This window comes from Nitrosospira sp. Is2, from assembly GCF_033095785.1.
GTDB lineage: Bacteria > Pseudomonadota > Gammaproteobacteria > Burkholderiales > Nitrosomonadaceae > Nitrosospira.
This window is the reverse complement of record NZ_CP137134.1, coordinates 3,303,340-3,329,507: the sequence shown is the minus strand read 5'-3', so window position 1 is coordinate 3,329,507 and position 26,168 is coordinate 3,303,340. Positions and strand designations below refer to the sequence as shown.

Below are 26,168 nucleotides of genomic sequence, written 5' to 3'. Positions count from 1 at the left end.
CCTGGTGTCCTTGTGTCCCTGGTCCAGGCTCCCAGCCCCTCGAAGAGACCCCCGAGGCAGGCGCGCCAAGTGTAGGGGCGTTTTCGCGCTTATCTTGCTAGAAGGCCTTCCTCGATAAAGGAGGCGTCGAACGTTGCCACAATCTTCGGGTCCGGCAGAACCAGCCGCTCTTCCTTGCCCTCATACTCCAGTCGGCTGAGCATGTCCTTGATGACATTGATCCGGGTAGACGGTTTGTCATCGGCGTGGGCAATGATCCATGGCGTGATGAGGTTGTGGGTGTGCACCAGCATTTTGTCGCGCGCTAGCGTGTATTCATCCCATTTTTTCAGTGCGTATTCATCAAGCGCACTGATTTTCCACTGTGCCAGGGGGTCCTTTTTGCGCCCTTCCAGGCGTTTTGCCTGCTCGGCCTTGCTGATGTCCAGGTAATACTTGAGGAGCTTGAGGCCCGAGCGGATCAGCATATGCTCGAATTCTAATACGGAACTCATGAATTCCTCATACTCATCGTTAGTACAGAAACCCATGACCCGTTCGACCCCGGCCCGGTTGTACCAGCTGCGATTAAACAGCACCAGTTCCTCCGCGGCGGGCAAATACTGAACATAGCGCTGGAAGTACCACGAACTGCGGTCCCGGTCGGAAGGCTTGCCCAGCGCCACGACGCGTGTTTCACGCGGGCTCAAATGTTCAGTAATGCGTTTGATCGTCCCGTCCTTGCCAGCGGCATCCCGACCCTCGAAGATGACCACGATCTTTTCATTGCTTTTGATTAAATGCCGCTGCAGCTTCACGAGCTCGATCTGCAGCCGGTATAGCGTTTCTTCATAGTCTTTCTTCGACATTTCGACTGCCGGCTTGCTGGTGGCTAGTTTGCCAGCCTTGCCGTTTTCTTTCTTCGTGCCGCTTTCTTTCTTGTCGCCTTTTTTGCTCATGGCCGTGGTGTCGAGTGAGTGGTTTCAACCGTGAATTATGCATTCATTACCGGCTTTCGTAAGAGGAATGGATGACTGCAACTTCAAATCCATCGGATCACGGCAGGCTATCACATCGTAAGGCCGCTGGCTCCTATCGGACCCGTTTGGGCGCGCATCGGTCCGCGGGCAGCAGAACTCCTTCCCAGGAAGTGACACGAAGCCTCACTTCAATTGCCATCCATGGAAAGTTCATCTATACCTATATTCTATGCATTGCCGGCTCGATTGCAGCAAATCGTTTTTATCATTCAAGCGGAACAGATTGTACCAACCGGATTTGCCGGTGTTGTGTCGCGCGCCGAACAAAACACCTGAGAGCGGTGAATGACCGCAGTTGTGAAATCCCTCGCCCATTACCGTTAGCGCCAGCGTTGCACCAAAGACCGAGTAAAGATCAAGGAGAAGACCATGACTACAGAATTGAAGCGTTTTACCGAGGCATACGCCACCATGACCGTGGCAGCGTATGAACCGCTTATTTTGCGCTGGATTTCACTCATCGGCATCCGGTTCATCTCCAACTCGGTCGCGTACCGCCTGCCAAAAGCAGCAGCTATCAAGTTCGATGGAAAAACACCATCCGCCCTCGCGCTCAGCAAGACACTCCGCAAGCCCCTCCCGGCACAGATCGATTTCGAATTCAGGGGTCAGGAATTGCGGGTGCCGATCGATATCCATGGCCGGGCAATTCCTCCGGAAGCGATACAGAAGGTGGAGGTGCCTAATTTTCCCAATGCGGTCGCAATCGGGAAAGATGTCTACCTGAACGGGTTTTCCCTGACTGATCCCGCCCAATTATCCCGTGAGCAGGCTGCCAACCTCGGAGCCGCTGGAGCCGCTGGAGGCGCCGGAGCCGCCGGAGCTGGCGGTGCCGGTCGGGCGGGCGCGGCAGCTGCATCAGCCCGCTTCAATTCATTCACCCAAGGGTTAAAAACCATCCCCATGGCCGTTTCGAGCCGCCTCGGCGCGAGGTTGCCAGATTTCGATTTCATCGGCACCCGGGACGTGATCCAGGAAAACCTGTTGAAAGCCGCGCAGGAGTGGGTCGCCCAGCCCGACAAAGACCTGATGCAATTGATGCTGGCCAACACCAATTTCAGGGGAACCGTTTTGCCCCATATGTGGCCGGCAGCAATCAGCATACACGAGGCGTTATCCCCGATCGGAATCGCGCACTATTACCGGCAGCTCTACTTCAACAAGGAGGAAGGCGTGGGGCCCATCGAGGAGGCGTTCACCGTTGCCCCCCTCGAAACGCTGGAGGTGATTTACCAGACAGTACGCAAGCAGATTCATGAGGAGATTCTCGAACAGGGGCTGGAAATCGTGAGCGAGCAGGCAGTCGAAGAAAAGAACCTGGATGAAGTATCGGACAAAGTTTCATCGATGGTGCAGCAGGATGTCTCCGCCTCGATGTCGGCGAGCGCATCCGGTGGAGTTGGGGTGTGGCAGGTGGGCGCGTCCGCATCGGCGAGCTTCGGCGTCAGCTCGCAGCGCAGCCGCGAATACTCCACTCGGCGCCTGAAAGAAGTGACCAAGCGGGCGTCGGAGCGCATCACCAAGAGCTTCAGCATCAAAACGCGGGATACAACCGAAGTCACTGAGACCACTACTACGAGGCGCGTAATCCGCAATGAAAGCCCCCAGCCGGTCAGCTATGGACTGCGGCGTGTGCTCCGGCGCGTGAGCGTAAAGGTGCAGGATCTGGGTCCGCGACTGGTGTGGCAGTTGTATCTGCGCAACCCCGGCACCGGCCTGGCGCGCAGCCGTTTCGTCCACTTCCGGGAGACAGGCCCGATCACGGTGCCGGAGATCCCGCCGGGTGTTCCGCCGCGGCCCGGGGGCGGGGTTGAGTCCGACTCGACCTCGACCAGCATTTTGTACGATTCCAGCCGAAAGATGTACTACGTCACCATCGTGGTCAAGCCGGGCGATGACCGCGACGTGACCGGCCTGCGCATCGACAACATCACCGATCTCGAAGGGGGCGGCAAGGATGATCTCTCTCCGGCGCCGCACAATGAATTCGACCTGGGATCGACATGGGACCCGGGCACCCGCACCTATACCGCCAAGCTTGGCGTCCTGCCCGGCGACAGCGCGCCGGTGCAGGTGAACTACAGCTACGTCTGGAAACCGTCCGAAAGCGTGATGGCCGCCTGGGAAGCGCAGCGTCAGGCCGCAGTCGCCAAGATCACCGAAGAGGCACTCCAGAAGCAGTTTGAGCAGAACAAGGCCCTCATCACTGAAAAAAGCAAGATCAAGAGTCGTCCCGCGAATGACCTGCGGCGCGAGGAGCGCTACGAGGTCATGAACCGCATGGTGAGCTACCTGTTCGGCCGCGGCGACGATCCGAGCGAACCCACCCCGCTGGAGATCGAGTATTTCCATCGCTACTTCGATATCGACGGCATCTTCACCTATACCCATCCGTCGTGGTGGAAACCGCGATTCGCCTCCAAGACCGTGGGGCTCGAGCGTGAAGCCTATGAAATTACCGCTGAGAGCGACCCCGCGCCCCTGGGCAGCTCGCTCGGCTGGCTGATTCAACTGGATGGCGACCGGCGGCGAAACGAGTTTCTCAATAGCCCGTGGGCACGCATCTGCGTCCCGATGCGCAGGAGCCGCGAGCGCGAGGCGATCCAGTGGCTCGCCAAGCATATGGAAGGCGAAGTTGGCTACGACATCACCTCGGGCCCGCTTGCCGGACTGTTGACGGAAATCGAGCAGTACCGCGGCCGCGAGGACAAACTGGGCATGAATGGCGCGGATTATGTAACCGTGGAATCGACTCCGGGCGCCCCGGCCGATCCGGCGAAACCTGAAGGGGTATATCCGGTCGTGGATGAATTTGATGTCACCGTGCCGACCGATGGATTCGTGTATGACGAGCTGAAGGTCATCATTCCGTAGCTGATAGCTGAGCGGGCGGCGCGCAGCAGGCAGCAAAACGTCGCGCGTAGCTGAAAGCAGCTTTGAAGAGCTCTTATGGCTCTTGGCAGTTCTGGCGGCTTGGATCAGCCTTGTGTGGAAAGGGATGAGGTAGGGCCATGGCACAAAAGATCGTCATCGCGGAGGGAGTCGAAATTCGAGACGTGGGTCAGGGGATAGCGCTGCTTAAGTTTCTGAAAGATAAATGCGACCCGAAAAAAGGCGCGGTTTCGGCATGGACGTATCCGAAAGGCGCAAGCGCGAAAGGCGTTACACACGAAGTGGAGGTGGTGTATACCAAGGCGGAATTCGCCAAGGCGCTGGACACCGCCGATATTTTTGTAGTGTACGAGGGCCACTCACGTTACGGCCAGGGCCCGGCTTTCGCGCCGGCGGGCACGCCAAAGGTGCCGGACACGAAGACATTTCCGGTCAACCCGTGGGGAGTCCATTTTCGCATGGGCTACGACGCGACCGATACGGAATGCATAGGCGACCTCGTCCACCATTCGGTCACGCCCGCGGAATACGACCTTACCACCTCCGGCCCCAAGGCTTTCCTGCCGGCAGCCCTGGCCACCGCCGCCGCGAATGCGAAAGTGCAGCAGAAAGCGATCAAGGCGAAGAAGATCGCAGCCGCAGCGGCGTGCTCCGCGGCTGGCGCCTGGCGCTTGTTCGATACCTGTTACGCCAAGCTCTCAACCACCACGACAGCGCGCGGCGACAAGCCTCTCAAGGGCCGGCATTTCTACAACATCCTGCCACGCAAGCCCCCCGAGTTCGAAACCTCCGTGCAGGTCGGCTCAGCCGATCTCGACAAGTCATCGCTGGCGTGCAAGCTATTGTTCATGGCTTCCTGCTCCAGCCATGTACATTTCTTCAAGCCGTTGGACAACCGGCGCAAAGCCGCCAAGTCGGCGTGCAAGTTTTTGATGACGGGGTTCGTCTGCGCTACCACGCATGCGACCATGTTCCTGGAACAGGTGTTGATCAAGGGGCACGACCCCGTCTCCAAAAAAGGCTCAAAAGCGGTGGTTAAAGCGTTGAATGGCGTCAGTGACTCAGGCATCGTGAACATTTATTGAGGTAGAAATGGCCATCCCCCCGCAAATGCTCACGCAAGTCCTGCGCACGCCGAAAACACAGGATGTGACCGAATCCCCGATTGTTAGGGCGATTATCCTCAGCGATGCGTCAAACGCGGCGAAACTGGTCGACTCGCTGGAACAGAGCCAGACACTGGAAGCGTACAACGCGCGGCGGATTCTATGTCTGTTCGAAGCGGATGCCGTTTCGCATCTGCTTGCCAAATTGGGCACGGCAGGACTCAACGCCCGCAAGGAGGGCCTCGAAATCCTGTGGGCATTGCTTGCCGCCGAAGAGGCGTGGACGGTGCGCGAAACCCTTTCCGCGGTTAAATCCGATCTTGACAAGCTGCTGGACGATACCCGGCCACTGCCAGACAATATGCCGGAATACATCGAACGCGACGTGCGCGGCCGTATATGTGATCTGGCTTTTATCGTCATTTCGCAATTGGTCAACCGGGAATACGATCAGTCGCTGTTCCGCTCGCTGGACGATCGCGGCCGCAACGAAGAGATCAGGCGCTTTAAGGCGCGCGGTATCCCCCTCAACATCGCCTGAGAACATCGCCGGGCGCCCCCACCTCGTAAGTCCCGTTGGGCGAATCGCCTAGCAGTCGAAATCCCAATGGGCAATCCCCCAGGTCTCAATATTCTCGCGTAAGCAGACAGACACCGGCGCTTGAGGCCGGCATATTGGATACGCTTGGGCACGCATTATCGTGACGGCTGTAGCCATCGCAAATATTCTTGTGATCCCATGCTCAGCTATTCGTCACACTGATTGCGTCTGGTATGATTTCGCAGGTTACCATGCTTGACTAACCGGGAACGTCATCTATACTGGAAAGCATGATTGCCCCCTGGCGAAAACTCGTACTGGTTTTAATCATGTTATGGCTCCCCCTGCAAGGGGCCATGGCTGCGACCATGTCTCTTTGCCTGAAAGACAAGGAGATGAGCATCGGCCGCCTTGATACGCCCACTACCACTAATACCCCCGAAGCTCCAGGGGCTAGCGTACCCGCCATTCCCGGCATGTTGCCATGCGCGGGAGCCATGAATGCCGCACCTGATACCCAGGAGATTCCCGACCCCGAGCAGACTGCTGGTACCGGCGACGCCGGCGACGCCGCCCACGAATCGGTACAGGGTATTGGCGAGAGTACGCCCATACCAAAGTGCGATGGTACGCCCTGCCAGGCAAGTTGTACCGCCCCGATTCCCTCTGCTGCTTCTACCACGCTGCCCGGCGACGGCGCCTCCTACGCCGTATTATTCAATTCCCGCTTCACCTTGCTCGTTCTTGAGCAGTTGCAACGTCCCCCTCTAGCTTAATCACTCGACGTCACAAATCCGTCCGTAACAACGGCAAAACCGCCGTCGTTACGTGGCATTAGCCGCGCGTCCCACCGTCCTGCCTTTTTCCGGGCAAGCACGGGTCGCAAAGCGCGTCGGGCTGGCTATCGCTCATCCGTTTTCGCGGTAGTCCCCCACTCAGGAGGCTGCAATGACAATTCAATTCTCTGTTGCCCGGCAACTGGCGCTGGCGCTCGCATGGGTGCCCGCCTTGGCATTTGGCGGACCAATCACCTATGCGGCTCCAGTTGATCCCACGCCTGTCAATATTTCGCCGCGATACCCAACCGAATTATCCGACGATCGGTTTTTACAGAAGCAGAAGCTCACATCAGGATCCGGGAAAGATGCCCTGACCCTGGCTGCTGGTTCTGCCGCGGCCGCAAGCACGGCCGCCACTGCCGCTACAGGTCTCATTCCTGGCAGAGGAGTAGTGCTGACCATCGACCGGGCTAATGCCACGGTAAAAATGAACCACGATCCCATCCCCGCTTTAAATTGGCCGAGAATGACAATGTCATTTCGCTTGAAGGAAAGCGCGTTGGCAGACCAGGTGAAGAAAGGCGACGCAGTGGAATTCTTCCTGGAAAAATCCGGTTCGGACTACGTCATCGTGAAATGGCGGAAGTAAACGCCAACCGGCAGGACACCCATGGACAGGAGGATTCGCAGTGATCCACAAGCAAATCATCGCGGCAGCACTAACCCTTGCCTTGCTTCAGTCGCAAGCCCACGGCGAAATTTCCAGTTGGACTGGCACGGCAGCGCCCACGCGCGCCGTGCCACAAATACCCTCGGGCGCTTCTGCAACAGCAAATAGTAATGACTTTCCTGGCCTGCGTGCCCTGATCGCCGAGGCCCTGGAGAACAGTCCGGAGGTTCAGGCTGCACTGCGGGAGCGCGAAGCGGCGCGGCAGAGGATATCGCCGGCTGAAGCGCTCGATGACCCGGTGCTCGAAGCGGGGGTGATCAATGCGCCGCTGGCCTCGTCGACCTTCAACCGAGAGGACATGACCATGAAAATGATCGGTCTGTCGCAGCGCCTGCCCTTTCCCGGAAAACGCGGTTTGCGCAAGGATGTCGCGGCCAAGGATGCGGAAGCCGTCGAACACGGCTATGCGGAGACGGTAAACCGCGTCACGCGTGAAATCAAAATAGCCTATTTCGATCTGGGCTTGACGCTTGAGCTCACCCGGTTGGTCGAGAAAAATAAATCGATCCTGGATGAGTTTCTCCATATTGCGGAAGATCATTATTCGGTCGGCCGCGGAAACCAGACGGACGTGCTGAAAGCGCAGACCCAGGTATCCCGGATGACGGATGAGCTGCTCAGGCTCGCACGCGAACGGACGACGATCGAGGCAGAGCTTATCCGGGCGCTGGGTCGCAGCGCCAACATGGCTGCGCCTGTACCCGAGCCCCCGTTGCTGAATGACTTCAACGACCAGTCCTTGCATGTTGAGTCCTTGCGAGCGGCGGCCCTTGCACAGCGCCCACGGCTGCTGGCGCTGCAAAGCCTGGTGGCGCGCAATGACAAGGCACTGGAATTGGCACGCAAGAACTATTACCCCGACCTGGACGTGCGCATGTCCTACGGCCAGCGCGACAACATGCTCGACGGCAGCCGGCGACCGGACATGGTGAGCCTTACCGTGGCGATTAATCTGCCCGTCTGGCGCGGCAATAAGCTCGAGCCTCGCGAACTGGAGTCGCTTGCCACGCGCGATCAGGCCCTGAGCATTTACCAGGCGCAACGCAACGAGGTGGGTGCCCAATTACGGCAGCAGGTGGCGGCTGCGGAGCAGACCATGAAATCGGCCCGGCTGTACCAGGATGCGATCCTGCCGCAAGCCCGGTTGACGGTTGAATCAGCGCTCGCAGCCTACCGCGTCAATCGGGTCGATTTCCTCACTTTGCTTGATAGCCAGATGACGGTATTCAACTACGAGATCAGCCTGGTGCAGGCCATGGCCAGCTACAACAAGACGCTGGCGGAAATTGACCTGCTCACCGGCAAGGCGCCGAATAACCATACGAACAACCAGACCGGTAACCACAGCGAATAACCAGATCGCACGCCTATAGCGGAGCTCACGTGAAGTCCATTGTAAAAGTAACCGCCGTTGTTGCCCTGATGGCAATTGCACTAGCCGCCGGCTTCTGGTTGGGTAAAACCCGATCCCTGCCGTCCACGGACACTCCACCGGAGGTCTCGGCGCCGGAGAGAAAAATTCTTTACTACCGCAACCCCATGGGCCTGCCGGACATTTCTCCGGTGCCGAAGAAAGATCCGATGGGCATGGACTATATCCCGGTCTATGCAGGTGAACAACCGGCTTCCGGTAATGACGAGGTAAAGATCAGTCTGGAAAAAATCCAAAAGCTAGGGGTTAAAACTGAAGCAGTCACGTTGCGTGAACTCACCCGCACCGTGAGGGCGGTGTCCACGGTACAGCCGGACGAGCGCAGCCTGTACACGGTCGCGCCAAAATTCGAGGGCTGGATTCAGCGGCTCTACGTCAACACCACGGGTCAAGCGGTAAAGAAAGGCGATGCGCTGATGGATGTGTACAGCCCGGAGCTGGTGACGGCGCAGCATGAATACCTTATTGCGAAGAAAGGAACGCAACACGTCGAGAATGGGGGGCTGGATGCTATCGAGGGCATGCAGCGGCTGGGCGAGAGCGCCTTGCAGAGACTGCGCAACTGGGACATATCGGAGAACGATCTGAAGGCGGTCCGGCAGGAGGGCCGGGTCAGCCAGAACCTGACATTGCGGTCACCGGCGGGCGGCATCGTGCTGGAAAAGAGAGCGATCCAGGGGCAACGCTTCATGCCTGGAGAAATCCTGTACCAGATCGCCGATCTCTCCAGTGTCTGGATGCTCGCGGATGTTTTCGAGCAGGATCTTGCCCTGGTGCGCAAGGGCCAGGCCGCCACCATACGCGTCGACGCGTACCCCGACCAACTGTTCAACGGCAAGGTGACCTATATCTATCCGACCGTGAATCCGGCGACGCGCACCGCGAAGGTGCGGATCGAACTCCCTAATGGGCAAAGGCTGCTTAAGCCGGACATGTACGGAAGGGTGGAGATCGTTTCCCAGGGGCCGAAAGAAAAAGTCCTCGCCGTGCCCGATTCGGCCGTGCTGCACAGCGGGACACGTCAGGTCGTGCTGGTTGATCTTGGTGACGGCAGGTTCGAGCCGCGAACAGTGAAGCTTGGTCCCCATGCCGATGGGTATGCTGAAGTGCTGGGCGGGCTGAAGGAGGGGGAAAGGGTGGTGGTCAAAGCAAACTTCCTCATCGATGCCGAAAGCAATCTCAAGGCCGCGCTGGGCGGTTTTGGGCACGGCGGCCAGGGGGGGCATGGCGCCCATGGCTCAGCACCCGACGAGCGGCGAAGCGTTCCCGGCTCGGCTCGCGCCTCCGCCCAACCCGAAATCCATCGCGGCGAAGGCATTGTCGAGGCAGTCGACTTTGCCCATGCCATCGTAACGCTGGCGCACGGCCCCATTGCCAGCCTCGGGTGGCCCGAGATGGTAATGGATTTTCGGGTGGACCCGGCACAGCTTCGCACCTTGAAACCCGGCCAGAAGATTGCCTTCGAGATCATCGAAGAATCAGCGGGGGAGTATCTGATCGTTCGCATCGGCGCATCCGACGACGCCAATGCACCCGCGGGGCGGAAGCAGCCGGAGCGGGACCAGCAGCGCGGGCTCAACCTGCGGAAACACTGAGATGATAGGCAATATCATTGAATGGTCGGTGCGCCACGTGTTCCTGGTGATGATCGCGGCGTTTGTGCTCGTGGCCGCGGGAGCGTACTCCGTATGGAGAACGCCTATCGACGCCATCCCCGACCTTTCCGATACGCAGGTCATCATTTACACCGAGTATCCGGGACAGGCGCCCCAGGTTGTCGAGGATCAGGTGACCTTTCCGCTTGCCACCGCCATGCTGAGCGTGCCAAAAACACGGGTGGTGCGCGGGTTATCCAATTTTGGCGTCTCCTTCGTGTATGTCATCTTCGAGGACGGCACGGATATCTACTGGGCGCGTTCGCGGGTGCTGGAATATCTCAGCTTCGCTGCCAGTCGGCTGCCGAATAACGTCAGGCCGTCGCTCGGCCCGGATGCAACGGGGGTCGGCTGGGTTTATCAATATGTTCTGGTCGCGAAGGAGCGTGCCCTCGACGAGTTGCGCGCCATTCAGGACTGGTACCTCCGCTATCAGCTGACAGCAGCGCATGGGGTATCGGAAGTCGCGAGCGTGGGAGGTTTTGTAAGAAGCTATCAGGTTACCGTGGACCCGTGGCGGCTGCAAACCTACGGCGTGCCGCTAAGGAAAGTGACCGAGGTCATCGCCGCAAGCAACCGCGATGTGGGCGGGCGCGTGATCGAGATGGCGGAAACCGAGTATGTGGTTCGCGGCAAGGGCTATTTGCGTGGTATCGGCGACCTCGAAAAACTAGTGGTCAAGGCGGAAAAGGGCACCCCGGTGCTGTTGCGCGATATTGCCCGCGTCGAACTGGTGCCAGAAGAGCGGCGGGGCATTGCCGAGCTCGACGGCGAGGGAGAGGTCGTGGGCGGCATCGTAGTCGCGCGGCACGGCGAGAACGCGCTGGACGTCACCCGCAACGTCGAAAACAAGATCAGTGAAATTGCATCCGGCCTGCCGGAAGACGTGTCGGTGCAGCCTGTCTACGACCGTTCGGATCTGATCCACCGCGCCATCGCCACCTTGCATGAAGTATTTGTCGAGCAGATCGCAATCGTAGCGATTGTGTGCGTGGTCTTCCTCATGCATGTGCGCAGCGCGCTGGTAGCGATCATCATGCTCCCGATCGGCGTGCTGATTGCCTTTATCGCCATGGGCTTCCTCGGCATCAATTCGAATATCATGAGCCTGGCCGGGATCGCCCTTGCGATCGCGGAGATGACCGACGCCGCCATCGTCATGGTGGAGAATGCGCACAAGCATCTTGCGCGTCTCGATCCCGGCTCGGACGGCGCCTCCCGTTCAGACGCCGTTATCGCGGCCTGCAGGGAGGTGGGGCCCTCATTATTCTTCAGCCTGCTGATCATCACGGCATCGTTCCTGCCCGTGTTTACGCTGGAAGCGCAGGAAGGGCGGATGTTCCAGCCCCTGGCCTACACCAAGACTTTTGCCATGGCCGGTGCCGCGATCCTGTCCATTACCCTGGTTCCGGCCCTGATCTTGCTTCTGATCCGCGGCCGTATTCCTCGCGAGCAGGATAACCCGCTCGGCCGCGTTCTGATCCTGGTTTATCGTCCTGTGATGGCATGGGTGATGCGGTGGAAAACCGCCATTATCCTCGCGGCCATCGCAGTGGTTGGGGTTACGGTCTACCCGGCGCTCAAGCTTGGCACGGAGTTCATGCCTGCGCTGAATGAAGGGACCCTGCTTTTCATGCCCGTGACGCTGCCCGGTATCTCAGTTACGAAGGCGGGCGAAATCCTCCAGACCCAGGACAAGATAATCAAAAGCTTCCCCGAAGTGGCGTCAGTATTCGGGAAGGCGGGGCGCGCAAATACCGCCACGGACCCCGCGCCCCTGGAGATGACCGAGACCATTATCAACCTCAAACCGCCGGCGGAATGGCGCTCGGGCATGACCATCGATAAACTCGTGACTGAAATGGATCAGGCGCTCCAGATGCCGGGCGTCAGCAATGCCTGGACCATGCCGATCAAAAACCGGACCGATATGCTCGCCACCGGCATACGTACGCCCCTTGGCATCAAGGTGTTCGGCAAGGACCTGGGCGAAATCGAAATGCTGGCGCGGCAGATCGAGTCCGTTGTAAAAACGGTTCCCGGCACCACCAGCGTATACGCGGAGCGCACCACGGGCGGCTATTACCTCGATATCGAACCCGACCGCATCGCTTTGGCGCGCTATGGGCTGGCAGTCGGCGATCTTCTCGACGCGATTTCGATTGCCCTTGGCGGCGACAGAGTCACCACCACAGTGGAAGGACGCGAACGTTTCGCCGTCACCGTGCGCTACCCGCGCGAGCTGCGCAGCGATCCCCAGGCGATTGCCACCCAGGTGCTCGTGCCGGCGATGGGCGAAACCATGATCCCCCTCGGCCAGCTGGCAAGCGTCAGGCTTATCAAAGGCCCCCCCAGCATCCGCACCGAAAACGCGCTGCTGTCAGCTTACATTTTCGTCGATATCCACGGCCGCGACATCGGCAGTTACGTCGCCGATGCGCAACGCGCGGTACGCGAAAAGGTTCAGTTTCAACCCGGTTATTACGCAACCTGGAGCGGCCAGTTCGAGTACATGGAACGCGCGATCGAGAAACTGAAGCTGGTGGTGCCGCTCACGATCCTGGCCGTATTTCTGCTCGTATATCTGAATTTCAGTCGGCTCACGGAAACGCTCATCGTGATGCTTTCGGTCCCTTTCTCCGCGGTGGGGGGCATATGGCTGATGTATCTGCTCGACTACAACCTGAGTATCGCCGCGGCGGTGGGCTTCATCGGCCTTGCCGGGGTCGCCGCCGAGTCCGGGATGGTGATGCTCGCCTTCCTGGATCGGGCGTTCGCGCGCATTACCGCAGAGCGAAAGGCCGCAGGCGAAAAAATTACGGTCGACGATCTTTATGAGGCCCTCGTCAAGGGCGCGGTGCATCGCATACGCCCGGTAATGATGACCATTGTCGGCAGCGTGGTGGGGCTGTTTCCGGTCATGTTCAGCAGCGGCACGGGCTCCGAGGTGATGCGCCGCATTGCTGCGCCCATGGTGGGCGGCATGGTTTCCGCCACCATACTGACGCTGATCGTTTTTCCCGCAGTGTATGCACTTGCCAAGGAATTTTCGCTGCGTCAGCCGGGCAAAGAAACATGACCATGGGGCGGAGGAGGACGGGGGGTGCGAGGATACTGGAACAGTCCGGCCAGGAACCGGCGCAAAAACCGGCCAAATGCCACCGCCTGGGCTAAGATGAATCAACAGGCAACCAAAACTGCTATGGGCCGCTAGGAGCCCCAGTTGAGCATGAGACTTGCTATCCGGGTTCGCAAGGGTCAGCAATGCAAATAAAAATCAAGCGGGACGTTCTCCCCCACCTACCGTATCTTCACGGCCGCCCGCACTCTCGCCGGAGGCAGCACCAGTTTCACTGGCGCACGCCTTCCGGCCCGCGGAATCCACTCTAGAGAGCACCGGATGGACATGGGCACCAGGGACCGTTTCAAGCGATGGCTGCGCATGACAGGCGTTCTCGCCGGAGTTGCCCTGCTGGGGCTGTGCGCATATATCTATTCCGGTTACTACAACATTGCCGCCGACCAGCCTCACTGGTTGGCCACGACAAAGATCATAACGGCGCTGCGCGATCGTTCGATCGAACGCCGCACGCGAGATATTGTGATTCCCGATCTGAAGGATCCCGGCCTGAGGCTCAAGGGAGCGGGCCAGTATGACGCAATGTGCGCGGGCTGCCATCTTGCGCCCGGCCTCGACAATTCGGAGATAAGGCGCGGTCTTTATCCCGAGCCACCCGACCTGTCCCGAACGCGCATCGATCCTGCAAACGCTTTCTGGGTCATCAAGCACGGCATAAAAATGACCGGTATGCCCGCTTGGGGGCGCACCCATGACGACATCACTCTGTGGAGCATCGTTGCCTTCATCAACAAGTTGCCTGGGATGACGCCGGACGCATACAGGGAGATTGTAAGAGAAGCTAACGCAGAGGTAGACATGGGATCCGGGCACGGAACAGGGGGGCATGGCGCTCACCAGCATGGACATGCCCAGGGTGAATCCGGGCACTGATTCCAAAATCCCGAATTTGCGCTGGCACGGTATTCCGTCTTTCTGTTGATACAGATAGCGCACTGCCGCCGCGCAACCGCCGATCAGTGGTTCGGGAACCCCTAATAGTAGCCACATAAGAAGCCGGACTTCCTGGCCCGCCACCGTATCAAATCTTGATATGCCCTGGCTCGCCCGGCCATAGCCGGCCAGCCACGCCAAAGCTCCACCCCAACCTTAGCCACAATCCCCTGGTATGCATCTGTCAATAGCTCGCGTTCCGCGTAAGCATGTTGTCATAACAAGGTTCGCTTTGTCTTTCCAAATGCATATAACATCTCAAATCATAATGTTCCACGCTCACTAAATACATTATAAACATCTTTCAACTTATTGTGTTTAGTTGGTTTTAAAATAACTTATTAATTCCAGCGGCGGAGGCCCGCGATCCGCTACCGTTGAAATATGAAGAACAGACAGATGACGCCAGGATGAAATAGATTTTTTGTTTTATTACAGCTGCCCATTGCGCTGGCGGGTCCAAGCGCAGGATGCGCGGCGTTAACGAGACTCGTGCGGGGCCTCACCGTTGATAAGAGATGGTTTACGCTATCGGTAGGAGTTCTTGCGTTCCTGCTGCGGCACGCCCTGCGAGGCTGGTGCCCGCCGCTCCCGCTATTGCGTCCCCTCGGTATAAGGACGCGCGGCGAAATCGACCGCAAAAAATTTGGGGCGAAAGCCTTGGTGGACCGGAGCACAAATGCCGGATAGAAACTGCTGCGACCAGACACGCGAAGAAAAACGGAAATAACGCTTCGCAGTGGGACTGCAAAAAAGAGACCCCCCTAATAGCCGGGGCGCCATAAAGATCGCAACAGGAGAGCAGCCCTGATACGCATTATTGCCGGGAACATTATGGGCTCGCAGGATGGGCGGCACTGCTTGATCCATGAACGTGATCCATAGGATCAACGTTGGATGAAGAATTCAAACATTCGGGGCACGATGCTATTGCCCTTCCGAGACCCAGAGAGCCGCATACCGTACCAAATCAGCCGCATCTTTCAAATTCAGTTTGATACGCATGTTGTAACGATGCGTTTCAATTGTTTTAATGCTGCGATTAAGCAGGTCGGCAATTTGCTGGCTGCTATGTCCGGCTCCAATCAGATGCAGTACCTCAAACTCGGTGGGGGTCAGGGTGCTGATCAGCGGTTCGGAATTTGAATTTCCGTTCGCGATGCGCTTCAACAATCTGTCCTGTATCGGCTCGCTCAAATATAAGTTTCCTTTCAATACTTCGCGAATAGCATTCACAAGTACCTTGCCCGGCTCCTGCTTCATCACATAACCTTTCGCTCCGACCCGCAAAGCTCGTTCGGCATACACTGCCCCGTCGTGCATGGACACCACCAGCACGGGCATTTCAGGCATTACGCTATGCACCTTCTTTATTAGCTCGAATCCGGAATGGGTTTTTAAAGACACGTCCATCAAAATAATATCAGGCTGATGGCCCGCATTGAGGATGGCCAGCGCTTCCTCGGCATCACCAGCCTCGGCAAACACCTCCATATCGGGCTCGCGATTGATAAGCATCTCCATGCCATGCCGAAACATGGCGTGATCGTCGACCAGCATTACTCGCGCTTTCGACGTTTCCATGCTTATGTTTCCTGAACCATTCGCATCTCTAACCGCACTTCGGTGCCCCCTTCGGGGCGGGACAGGAATCTCAGGGCAGCACCCAACTGGCGGGCACGGTAATGCATGATTTTAATTCCCACTCCCGTGCTGGAGCCATGCTCGGTATCAATATTGGAAATCCCGCTGCCATCGTCGCGTATCGACAGATAGAGCATTCCGCTGCCGGAGCCCAGCGAAATGACGATATGATGCGCACCCCCATGACGTATCGCATTGCTGACTGCTTCCTGTGCAGTCCGATAAAAATTAAGCGCAATCTCGTTATCGTTGATGGCAACATCATTGGCCTGGATGAATTCACAGCTGATCTTATAGGCGTCAGCAACCCTGTTTGAGAGTGCTTGCAGCGATTTCACCAAGCCATGGGTTTCCAATTCAAATGGAAGCAGGCCCTGGGCCAGTTCCTTGCATCGCCCGACCGCGCCCTGCGCTTGCCTGGCGATGGACGCAGCAATTTTCGCGGCCTTCGCGTTACCGGAAGTCGACATGTCTTGTTCCAGGGCCTCGGCCTGGTAACCGAGCGCTGCAATCTCCTGCCCAAGATTATCGTGTAATTCCCGCCCGATCGTATGCTGATATTGTTCCGCAATGGAAACCAGGGTTTGTTCCTGGCGCTTGCCCTCCAGCCATCGCTCCAGGTCGCGGGCGACGGCGTCGATTAATCTCTGCTCTTCCGGTAACAGGAAGGGGTTGTCTTCAGGGTAGAACACCCGCAACTGCCCGCACAGCCTCTTCTTCGCTGTAATGTTCGATCGCAGTTCGTGCGTAAGAACATGGGCTTGATTCTCCGAGCTGTAGCGCCTGTCTTCGAGTTCGATCATGGCGATAGCCATTTCCGGGAATCGCATTGCCGCAACCAGGTGCCTGACGATATGGTGGCAGGCGTTATCGAGCGATGATTCTCGCCCCAAGGTCCGGCGTATCTCGTAGAGGCAGGTAATTTCCTCCAGGCGCTTGCGCAACGTTTCATTGATTTTTTTGGCCTCGAGCCATTTCCCCAATTCAGCGGCAAGGGCGTCTATTAGTCTTTGTTCCTCCGGCATCAGGAAGGGTTTGTCCAGGGGATAGAATAGGCGTAACTGCCCAGGTGATGTGTTATCCGCATTAATCTTCGAGTGTAGCTCGTGCGTAAGACCCTGCTCGTGACTCGGAGTAGCAAATCGCCTGTCGTCGAGTTCAATCACAACGGTCGCCGATTCCGGGAATTCCAGAGCCGGTATCAGGTGCTTCAAAATTTCCTGGCAGACATCGTCCAGCGACAATTGCAGCCCTGCACCGCGGCGGATCTCATAAAGGCAGTTAACTTCCTTAAGCCATCGTTCCAGCTCGCGCGCGAGTGCGTCGATGAGTTCCTGCTCGTCCGGTAGCAGGAATGGCGTATCTTCAGGATAGAGAACGCCCAAATGCCCGTACAGTCTATTATTCACCGTAATGTTCGATCGCAGCTGGTGCGTCGTTCCCTGCTCACCCAACTTGTTGGCCGCACTAATCTTCGAGTGTAGCTCGTGTGTAAACCCCTGCTTTTGCCTCGCGGCAGCAAATCGCCTTTCTTCGAGTTCGATGACGACGGCAGCGGATTCTGGGAATTGCAGCGCCGGTATCAGGTTTTCCAACATTTTCTGGCAGACATCCTCCAACGGCAATTCCAGACCTGATCCGCGTCGAATCTCATACAGGCACTCAATTTCCTTAAGCCATCTCTCAAGGTCGCAGGCGATTGCATCGACGAGCTCCTGTTCTTCCGGCAGCAGGAATGACGTATTGTCAGGATAAAACACGCGCAAGTGCCCGCACAGCCTGTCGAGCACTGCAATGTTCGATTGCAACTCGTGCATACTACCGTCGCGATAGTTCCCTGACGTGAAACACCTGCCGTCAAGTTCGATCATGGCGCTCGCCATTACCGGGAAGTGCATTGCCGGTATCAAATGGTCAAAAATCTGCCGGCAAATATCGTCCAGGGGTAATTCGGGCCCCATCCGACGGCGGCTTTCGTAGAGAGCGGTGATCTCCTTGAACCGCTCCCGCAGCGCCTTTCCCACGCTTGCGGGCTCTTCTGTCTGCCCGTTGGTTACAGCAGTCGCGACGTTTTTGCTGATCATGAGGACTCCCCCTCTTTTATTATCCGATGTTTTTTGCCGTTTTTATTCGGACTTTCTTAGTTCTGTATAGCACTAACGATAGCGATAGCGCTAAAAAATAGACCGTATGGACTATTACCGGGGATGGGGGCGCGCCTTACCACATTCTTGAATTGAGCCGCGCGACCAGTGTCAGGAACCAGGTCTCCTGGCCTGCTACGTGAGAATAACAACCTTCAGCCTATATGGAGCACCAGGCGGAGACCGTTTGCGCCGGCAGTGGAGAAACAATCTGAGAGGCGGGTAGAAAAGGTGGCGGATCGGAGCTATTCGTCCCACCGGTAGAAATCGGAACCCAAGGTAGACGTATGTGCCGAAATCGGAACTCGGTAGTCGCAGGGGTGGAACCACGGTCGCTCAGGAATGGAAAAGAGCGAACTGTCAGATGCTCGGGCTTGGCAAACCATGCCACTGAGCCAGTAGCCTTTTCTATAGACGAGGTTAAAGCACCAGGTACCCTTCCCGCGTTGAAAAGACGGCAATGCAGGCTATCCATTGTGCACGTCTCCCGGGCTGACGCGCTCATTGGTGGTCATAAGCCTCCCACGAACGCTCATTCGTGCATCGCTTAGGGGTTTACCCAATGAACAGCGCTAAGGGTTTCACTGATTTTTTCTTAAGGGTTCACCTAGGGTTGCTCAAGGTTTCGCCTAGCTTAAAACCAGAGTTTCCCCAATATACCGATGGTATCGACTGGAATAGGATGAAACTGCTGTCACTTCGCAGGATGTCCGAACCTACAGAGCCTGATTATATCGGTGCCGGGGAGCCCGTGCATCAGGTAAGCAAACGTTAAAACAAAGCCTAGGACCGGATCAGATTCTACACCCGACTGCGAGTAACAGCGATGAGCTTCAAGAGCGTGATGATTCCAGGTACTAAAACTATATTAGCTTGAAAGCACAAGTTTTGCTGGTGGACGATCATGCCGTGTTGCGGGCGGCGGGGCATGGCCATGCGCATCAACCTCGAACCCGATATGGAGGTGTTTGCCGAGGCCAGTAATAGCACGGAGGCGCTGGAGGAAACAGTGTACGCTGAACGCGTTTTACGGGCCGACGCGCAAGGCTATGCGATGAAGCAGGAGCCGGGCAAGGTGCTTGCGAACGCTATTTGCGAAGTATTGAAAGGGAATTTATATCTAAGCAGGCAAATACAGGCAGGATTGTTGACGCGGCTCGCGACTTGAAGTTCGGAGTCGAAACCGCGTCATCGTCGACCAGCCCCACTTGTGCTTTCGAGGTTCCCATGCTTGCGGTTCCTTCACCATTCGCCTTTCTAGCCGCTTCTTGCGCCCCTTAGGGGGAAAGGAATTTGAGCGTGGCGCCAAGCTGATGGGCACGGCAATGCATCATTTTAATTCTCATATCCCCGCGGAGCCATGCTCCGGGTCAATACCGGCAATGCCGCTGGCATCGTCGCGCATCAACAGGTCAGGCTCTGGGCTAGTGCCTTGCATCGCCCACTACGTGACGCGCTTGAGTAGCGATGGACCGGGCAACTTGCGTATGCGCTACCTTAAAGGCGACATGTTCAGCTTCCGGGTCTCCGCCTGAAAGCCGATCGACCCATCTGCTGTGCAAGATTGTCGTACAGTTCCTGCCCCATCGTATGCTGATATGTTTCCCAATGGAAACCAGCATTTACTCTAGGTCGTTGCCCTCGCCATCTCTCCAGGTAGGTTTGCGACGGCGCCGATGAGTTTCTGTTCCTGCGGAAGCAGGAATGGCTTGTCCGCAGGGCGGGGCAAGAACCCGCGCCCGCCCCATCTGGCGATCCTGCGAGAACAAATCATGCTAAATAAAGCGCAGGAACCGCTGAGGGCGAGGAGCCAGAACCCCGTGGAATCCCGTCCTCGAGGACGTATTCGCTATATAGCGTTGGTGCGGATAATCAAGGCTCGCGCGGAGCTTCTCATGCATCGCTAAGGGTTTCACTGTATTTTTCTTAAGGGTTCACCTAGGGTTGCTCAAGGTTTTGCCTAGCTTAAAACCAGAGTTTCCCCAATATACCAATGGTATGGACTGGATTAGGATGAAACTGCTGTCACTTCATTCATTTCATAACACTCTATTGGAGACAACCCATCATGAAAACAGAGATAAGGAACTTTGTTGCCGCCGTCGCCACCCTGAGCCTGCTGGCTTCCTGCGCCCAGACCGATTTTCTCAAAGGGCAGAGCGACAGTACCAGCGCGGCTTTACAAAATACCAGAGTTTTGAGCGACCACGACATTATTGCAAAGCGGTATGAAAATACCGCTAAGGAACTACTGGTAAAGGCGGAGGAACGCGAGAAATTGCTCCAGCATTACGAGGACAAAAGCTACCTCTTCGGGAGGCGCGGGCAGGATTTCCAGGCGCAGGCCATAGCTATGGCGCGAAAATACAACCTGGACGCAAAGAAAGCCGCTGCCCAAGGTGCTTTTCACCGCAGGATGTCGGAATTTGCGAAAGGTAATAATGCCGCCGCCGGGGAACCGCTGCGCCAGGTAAGCAGCAGATAAACAATGCTAGGACGCGGATCAGATTTTAGCAACCGGACTGAAAAGTAACAGAACTGCCCACTAAGAGAGCGCAATGATTCCAGGAACTGACATATGCCAGCCTCGGAAGCACAAGGGATGCCGGTGGACGATCACGCCAGATTGCGATAGGGCATGGCGATCCTCCTCAATCTTGAGCCAGATATCCAGATGTTTTCCGAGGCCAGCCGATCTATAAGGATGCGGGGAGCGCTAATCCCCCGCGATGTCAGCTGGATAGGGGATAGGAATTGAATTCACACCGCCGCCGCTGGGCCTAGCCAATTTAAGAGCGCGGGGCCAGGCGAGCCCCTCCCTTTACCGTATTACCTGCTTGCGCTTGCAATATGGGAGATCATCGGAAATGTAGCGTGCGCCCCTTGCGGTAACGTTTAGCGACTGCGTGCGTCTCGTCAATGACGGCATCCACGAGGGTGGAGCGCTCCGCAGCACCGAGCCGCATAAATGCGGGTATCGACGTTGCCACACCCAAAACCGTGAGCTGCACAAAACGCTCTGGCGACGGCAGGTGAATATCGAGCGACTGGGGAGTAATCTGTATGTGTTGAAAGCCTGCATCACCTAGTAGCGTTCGCAGCTCATCGGCATCCGATAACGAAAACGACAATTCCACGGCGGCGATGGCAGCGCCGAGTTGTCGTGCTGTCGCTTCCAGCAGCGCCTCATACACTGGATGGCGCTGAACGTTTCGGCAGGGCTCGGACTTCGCTGACACCTCACCGACTCTCCATTATCTAGGTTGGTTATCTTTAGCTCAGTGAAGCAAAAACTGGCCTAGTATAAATTAAGTACTTGGCAGGCCCCGCGGCAATCTCGTCAACTTCTCACCCCGTGAAGCTTCGAAGGGCTCAAGGGAAGCTATTCATGGGGGAAAATCGGCAGTGCAGACCAGGAGTGGAAAATGAGTCAAGATTCGAGTCGTTCCTCGCATACTCCTTATGCTCATCAGCACGCCGGTCACAGGGGGGCCGCTGAATCTGCACCTGCGCATGAGCATGCCGGGCATAAGCAGGGCGCTACCTTCGCCACAAGAACAGGGACAACGGCAACGGGGGCACGATGGACGTGCCCGATGCACCCCGAGGTCGTCCAGGATAGGCCGGGCGATTGCCCCATCTGCGGCATGACGCTGGTGCCCATCGCGGGCGCAAACCTGGGCGAAGTCGAACCTGATGATTCCGAAGCTCGTGATCTCGCCCGCCGTCTGCGGGTTGGCGTCGCCCTATCGATTCCATTGGTCGTGCTCGCGATGGCGCCCATGGCTGGCATCCATGAGCCGTTCGGACTGCAGCCACGCTCCCGCGGGTGGATTGAACTGCTGCTGGGTACGCCCGTTGTGCTCTGGGTTGGCGGACCGATCCTGCGTAAATTCTGGTTTTCGCTGGTGCATCGGGCGCTCAATATGTACACCCTCATTGGCTTGGGCGTGGGTTTTGCGTACCTCTACAGTCTGGCTGCCGTGCTGATGCCGGGCTGGTTTCCGCAGGAGTTTCGCGAACACGACGGCTCGGTGGGTACTTATTTCGAGGCCGCGGCTGTCATCGTAACGCTGGTGATGCTCGGCGACCTCCTGCAAATGCGGGCAATGCGACAGACCTGCCGCGCCATACAGCAGTTGCTGAAGCTTGCCCCCAACCAGGCCTGGCGCGTGAGCGACGACGGGACCGAAGAACAGGTGCCCCTCGACACGGTGGCCGTGGGCGACCGGCTGCGCGTGAAGCCGGGAGAGAAAATGCCGGTGGATGGCGTTGTGCTTGAGGGCGCGACACGGGTGGATGAATCGATGATCACCGGGGAGCCTATGCCGATAGCCAAAGCCGAGGGCGACAAGGTAACCGCCGGAACGGTGAACGGCAACGGTTCTATCATCATTCGCGCCGAGCGCGTCGGTTCCGAAACCCTGCTGGCACGCATCGTTCACATGGTTGGGCAGGCGCAACGCACACGGGCATCCATCCAACGGCTCGCCGACGTCATTGCCGCCTACTTCGTCCAGGCCGTCATTGCCCTTGCGATCGTCACGGCGCTTGCGTGGTGGCTTCTCGGTCCCGAGCCGAAGTTCGCCTATGCTTTCATCAATGCCATTTCCGTGCTCATCATGGCCTGTCCCTGCGCGCTCGGCCTCGCCACGCCCATTTCCATGACGGTCGCGATGGGACAGGGTGCACGCATGGGCGTCCTGTTCCGCAACGCCGAAGCGATCGAGCGCATGCGCGATATCGATACCGTAGTGGTGGATAAAACCGGCACGCTCACGCTGGGGCGGCCCGCCATGACCGATTTTGAGGTGGAAGGCATCCCCGGGGAGGAAGCGCTTGCGCTGGTGGCAGCCGTGGAGCAGCTTTCAGAACATCCGATAGCGCATGCAATCGTCGAAGCCGCGAAAAATCGCGGCATAAAGCCTGCCCCCGCGACAGCGCACGATTTCCATGCGCTGAAGGGCCTTGGCGTCCAGGCGGAAATCGAGGGCAAGCGCGTGCTGGTTGGCAGCCGCACTTTTCTAGCGCAGCAGGGTATCGACACGCAGCATTGGGAAGAGCAGGCCGACACGTGGCGGACAGAAGCCAAAACCGTGGTCTACTTTGCCGTGGATGACATCGCGGCCGGGCTCGCCGCGGTCGCCGACCCCATCAAGGAAAGTACGCCCGAAGCGATTGCGGGACTACGGAGGCTGGGCGTCCATATTATCATGCTCACGGGAGACTCCCGTCGAACCGCCGAGTCGGTCGCCCGGCAACTGGGCATCGACCACACCTTGGCCGAGGTGCTGCCTGAGGATAAGGCCGACCATATCAAGCTGCTGCAGGGCGAGGGACGGAAGGTGGCGATGGCGGGAGACGGAATTAACGATGCGCCGGCACTGGCGCAAGCCGATGTGGGCATCGCGATGGGCACCGGCACCGATGTAGCGATGGAAAGCGCAAGCGTAACCCTCGTCAAAGGCGATCTGCGCGGGATCGAGCGCGCGATCGTACTGTCACGCGCCACCATGCACAACATCCGTCAGAACCTGGTTTTCGCGTTTGGCTATAACGCCCTAGGCATCCCGGTCGCAGCCGGGGTGCTTTACCCGTTTTTCGGGCTGCTTTTATCGCCTATGTTTGCCGGCGCGGCCATGGCGATGAGCTCAATCTCGGTTGTGACCAACGCGCTGCGGCTCAACCGCATCAGGCTATGAGGCCGCCGGATCAAAGCAACAAAAGCCGGTAACGCCGGTCGATACACAAAGCGAGCGCGGATGCCCAAACGCCCAAATCGCCCAAACAGCTCAGACGTCAGAACGCTGGGAACGCCGCCTTGCAATCGAGCCGACGAGGACGAGCCCGGCAATATACAACGCCCAGGTTTCCGGCTCGGGAATGGGCCCCGCCTGGATCCTGCCGAGAAGCCCCTCGGTTTCATCGCGCGGTCCAGCGGCGAAATACATCGCATCCGCCATGCCGAGGCTGGCGCCATTGCCGAATTGCAATCCCCACAGGCCCTCGATCGATATGGGAGGACCTTGAGCGTCACGCACGTAGTCGATAGCAGTATGGGTGGCAGGGTCGAACGCGACAATGGTACCGTCGCCAAAATTACCTACGAGCAGCTTCCCGCTGTAGTCGCCAAAGCCATCCGGAGCAAAAGCCACACCCCAGGGCGCATTCAACAGGCCTCGATCATCCCAGGTATGGATCAAGGCGCCCGACGCATCAAACTGTGCCAGCCGCCCCAGTCCGGCGCCAGCGACTTCTTCACCTCCGAGAATATGTCCGGGTCGCGCCGGGTCCTCCTGCGTCTTGGCGTAGGGCACAAACAGGCTGTTTCCATCCGGACCGGCGAGCGTCTGAATGTTGAATGGCGCATAATCGCCGGGCTTGGGGGTTGGGGAAGTGGAGAAAGGATTGGCAAATGCGCCCGGCCTGCTCACTTCCGCGAAACTGCTGTTGAAACTCTGGATACCCGCGTTAGGGCCAAAATTGGCTACGTGGATGCGGTCATTGTTAGGCGCCATTGCCAGGCCAAAGTAGTGCGAATCGGCAGTCGATCTGTCCACCATGAGCTTGGCAAAAGAGGGACGATCAAAACTGCCGTCCGGATTCTTGCGTTCAGTCCAGGCCGAAATGGTTCCGCTATCCGTCACAAAGAGAAATTTCGCGGGCTCGGTAATCGAACCCTGGGTAATGGTGAACTGCGCGCCGGGGTTGAATACGACCCCGGTCGGGGTCCCCTGCGAAACAACCTGTCCTGTTGAAGGGCCTGGAACCGTCACCAGCCGGAGGTCGTCCGTGTACAGGGGCCGGCCCCCGACATCGCCTACAAACTGGTTCGACGTTCCCGCGCCGTTGCTTTCCACCCAGAAATGCCCGCCGAATCCGGCGGGACGAATTGCGATTCCCCACGCATTGATGAGGCTCGGGTCGACGATGCCGGCTTGGTAGGTATCGTTGCTCGCGACAAGGTTGGTCTGGACGTATGCAGTCGCATGGGCTGCCCCGGCAACTGCAAGCATTCCCGACAATAACCATGCCGGGGCCTTATTTGGTTTGAATATGTTCATTTTCTCCTCCCAAGGGGTAAATGAAAGAACTGATGAAAAACGAGCTTTGGTTTCATAACGCCTTTAATCCCATCTCCCATTCGCCGGTTAAGCCTTCCGCAACCGCAGTTGCGAAGAAAAGCTGATATCGTAGGCAGGGAAGGGCGTTTCGGCGGGAATATCACCAAACCCGGAGTAAGCTGCGCGACGGCAGGTACCGTGCAGTGCCGCCGACTTTGACCCTGCACTGGCCTGCCACCGCCGCACCGAGGTGCAGGCTGAGCGATGCCAGCAGATGACATGCGCGAGCAGTGTCAGAAAAAATGGGGACGGTTGCACAGCCATACCTCGCAAATTAAGAAAAAATCGGCTGGCTTAGCCGGATAGGGCGTGCTGGCTGAAACACCGCTGACATACCATAACCCAGCGGTGACAAATCAAGTGCTCTGTAATGTTTGTGATTTTTTTGTGAATCTAAACAGAAATGATTCGTATTAAAATAATAGACAATTTTAAGTGGAAGAAAAGAAATTTATGACTTCATTTATGACTTCTTATGCGGGCAAATAAATATCCTGGATTGTCGCTTCTCGTTTAAACGGTAAGATTTCGCAGCGATATTGTCGCGGTTGTCTATACTTTCCCTAGGGCGGACTGCATGACAAGCATTTTTATCAAAGATTATGAAATACTCTTACCTGCAGTAGTGTTATTATTATTTTTTCTATCAAATCAACAGGGGAGACAAAAAAATGAAATCCCGTACTGTTTTCGCCATCTTGGGTGCCCTCGCCTTAGTCGCCTCATGCGCGCACGTGGACCCGCGCCCAGCGGATATGACCCGCGCTGAGAAAAGCGCAAAAACCAGGGCAGATCACATCGCGCTGGCCAACCAGTATGACGAAGCGGCAAAAGCGCTGCAGGCAAAGGCTGAAGCGGAAAAACGGGAACTGGAGGAATATATAAACCACGCCCCCTACTATGGCCGGCAAACGGAAGACCTGAAGGAGCATTCGGACGCCCTGGTTCGCATGTATGAGGAAGCCGCCGAGAAAAACAGGCGGATGGCGGACGCCCATCGGCGCATGGCGGAGCAGGCGAAGTCATAATA

The 26,168-nt window shown here is 57.5% G+C and carries 18 protein-coding genes; 13 read left to right on the top strand and 5 right to left on the bottom strand.

Features of this window, described 5'->3' with window-relative positions:
- Window positions 1-89: 89 nt before the first annotated feature.
- Window positions 90-938, bottom strand: coding sequence for a polyphosphate kinase 2 (gene ppk2, locus R5L00_RS14600; protein WP_317652514.1), 849 nt, complete (start codon window positions 936-938; stop codon window positions 90-92).
- A 450-nt stretch (window positions 939-1,388) separates the two neighbouring features.
- On the opposite strand from ppk2, the gene R5L00_RS14595 reads away from it, so the two are divergent.
- The 9 genes from R5L00_RS14595 to R5L00_RS14555 all read left to right on the top strand — a co-directional run bounded on the left by R5L00_RS14595 (window position 1,389) and on the right by R5L00_RS14555 (window position 14,166).
- A complete protein-coding gene (locus R5L00_RS14595; RefSeq protein WP_317652513.1) occupies window positions 1,389-3,893 on the top strand; it encodes a hypothetical protein in 2,505 nt (834 codons plus the stop codon).
- A 137-nt stretch (window positions 3,894-4,030) separates the two neighbouring features.
- Entirely contained in the window at window positions 4,031-4,996 is a 966-nt protein-coding gene (locus tag R5L00_RS14590) for a hypothetical protein (RefSeq protein WP_317652512.1), read from the top strand.
- Window positions 4,997-5,003: 7 nt separating this feature from the next.
- The gene (locus tag R5L00_RS14585; RefSeq protein ID WP_317652510.1) at window positions 5,004-5,558 is read left to right on the top strand and encodes a hypothetical protein; all 555 of its coding nucleotides are present in this window, start codon (window positions 5,004-5,006) and stop codon (window positions 5,556-5,558) included.
- Window positions 5,559-5,848: 290 nt separating this feature from the next.
- Window positions 5,849-6,334: a hypothetical protein gene (locus tag R5L00_RS14580; protein ID WP_317652508.1), complete on the top strand. Its 486-nt coding sequence runs from the start codon at window positions 5,849-5,851 to the stop codon at window positions 6,332-6,334.
- A 172-nt stretch (window positions 6,335-6,506) separates the two neighbouring features.
- Window positions 6,507-6,986 (top strand): copper-binding protein, encoded by a 480-nt coding sequence (locus tag R5L00_RS14575; protein WP_317652507.1) that lies wholly within the window; start codon window positions 6,507-6,509, stop codon window positions 6,984-6,986.
- A gap of 40 nt (window positions 6,987-7,026) precedes the next feature.
- A complete protein-coding gene (locus R5L00_RS14570; RefSeq protein WP_258192575.1) occupies window positions 7,027-8,421 on the top strand; it encodes a TolC family protein in 1,395 nt (464 codons plus the stop codon).
- Window positions 8,422-8,450: 29 nt separating this feature from the next.
- The gene (locus R5L00_RS14565) at window positions 8,451-10,094 is read left to right on the top strand and encodes an efflux RND transporter periplasmic adaptor subunit (RefSeq protein ID WP_317652505.1); all 1,644 of its coding nucleotides are present in this window, start codon (window positions 8,451-8,453) and stop codon (window positions 10,092-10,094) included.
- Window position 10,095: 1 nt separating this feature from the next.
- The gene (locus R5L00_RS14560; protein ID WP_317652503.1) at window positions 10,096-13,233 is read left to right on the top strand and encodes a CusA/CzcA family heavy metal efflux RND transporter; all 3,138 of its coding nucleotides are present in this window, start codon (window positions 10,096-10,098) and stop codon (window positions 13,231-13,233) included.
- Window positions 13,234-13,554: 321 nt separating this feature from the next.
- A complete protein-coding gene (locus tag R5L00_RS14555) occupies window positions 13,555-14,166 on the top strand; it encodes a cytochrome c (RefSeq protein WP_317652502.1) in 612 nt (203 codons plus the stop codon).
- Window positions 14,167-15,153: 987 nt separating this feature from the next.
- Here R5L00_RS14555 and R5L00_RS14550 read toward each other — a convergent pair.
- Together R5L00_RS14550 and R5L00_RS14545 are read right to left on the bottom strand one after the other, a co-directional pair.
- The gene (locus tag R5L00_RS14550; RefSeq protein ID WP_317652501.1) at window positions 15,154-15,810 is read right to left on the bottom strand and encodes a response regulator transcription factor; all 657 of its coding nucleotides are present in this window, start codon (window positions 15,808-15,810) and stop codon (window positions 15,154-15,156) included.
- Between the two features lie 2 nt (window positions 15,811-15,812).
- Window positions 15,813-17,954, bottom strand: coding sequence for a sensor histidine kinase (locus R5L00_RS14545; RefSeq protein WP_317652500.1), 2,142 nt, complete (start codon window positions 17,952-17,954; stop codon window positions 15,813-15,815).
- 988 nt (window positions 17,955-18,942) lie between these two features.
- On the opposite strand from R5L00_RS14545, the gene R5L00_RS14540 reads away from it, so the two are divergent.
- Both R5L00_RS14540 and R5L00_RS14535 read left to right on the top strand, forming a co-directional pair.
- Window positions 18,943-19,182, top strand: coding sequence for a hypothetical protein (locus R5L00_RS14540; RefSeq protein ID WP_317652499.1), 240 nt, complete (start codon window positions 18,943-18,945; stop codon window positions 19,180-19,182).
- Window positions 19,183-20,082: 900 nt separating this feature from the next.
- Window positions 20,083-20,499 carry a hypothetical protein gene (locus R5L00_RS14535; protein WP_317652498.1) on the top strand — a complete coding sequence of 139 codons (417 nt, stop codon included), beginning with the start codon at window positions 20,083-20,085 and terminating at the stop codon, window positions 20,497-20,499.
- 373 nt (window positions 20,500-20,872) lie between these two features.
- Here R5L00_RS14535 and R5L00_RS14530 read toward each other — a convergent pair whose 3' ends face one another.
- On the bottom strand, window positions 20,873-21,253 hold the full coding sequence (locus R5L00_RS14530) for a hypothetical protein (protein WP_107693129.1): 381 nt from the start codon (window positions 21,251-21,253) through the stop codon (window positions 20,873-20,875).
- Between the two features lie 186 nt (window positions 21,254-21,439).
- Between R5L00_RS14530 and R5L00_RS14525 the strand changes: the two genes are divergently transcribed.
- The gene (locus tag R5L00_RS14525; RefSeq protein WP_317652497.1) at window positions 21,440-23,716 is read left to right on the top strand and encodes a copper-translocating P-type ATPase; all 2,277 of its coding nucleotides are present in this window, start codon (window positions 21,440-21,442) and stop codon (window positions 23,714-23,716) included.
- A 90-nt stretch (window positions 23,717-23,806) separates the two neighbouring features.
- On the opposite strand, the gene R5L00_RS14520 is transcribed toward R5L00_RS14525, so the two are convergent.
- Window positions 23,807-25,078 (bottom strand): TIGR03118 family protein, encoded by a 1,272-nt coding sequence (locus tag R5L00_RS14520; RefSeq protein ID WP_317652496.1) that lies wholly within the window; start codon window positions 25,076-25,078, stop codon window positions 23,807-23,809.
- Window positions 25,079-25,809: 731 nt separating this feature from the next.
- Between R5L00_RS14520 and R5L00_RS14515 the strand changes: the two genes are divergently transcribed.
- Window positions 25,810-26,166 carry a hypothetical protein gene (locus R5L00_RS14515; protein ID WP_317652495.1) on the top strand — a complete coding sequence of 119 codons (357 nt, stop codon included), beginning with the start codon at window positions 25,810-25,812 and terminating at the stop codon, window positions 26,164-26,166.
- The last annotated feature ends 2 nt before the right edge of the window (window positions 26,167-26,168 follow it).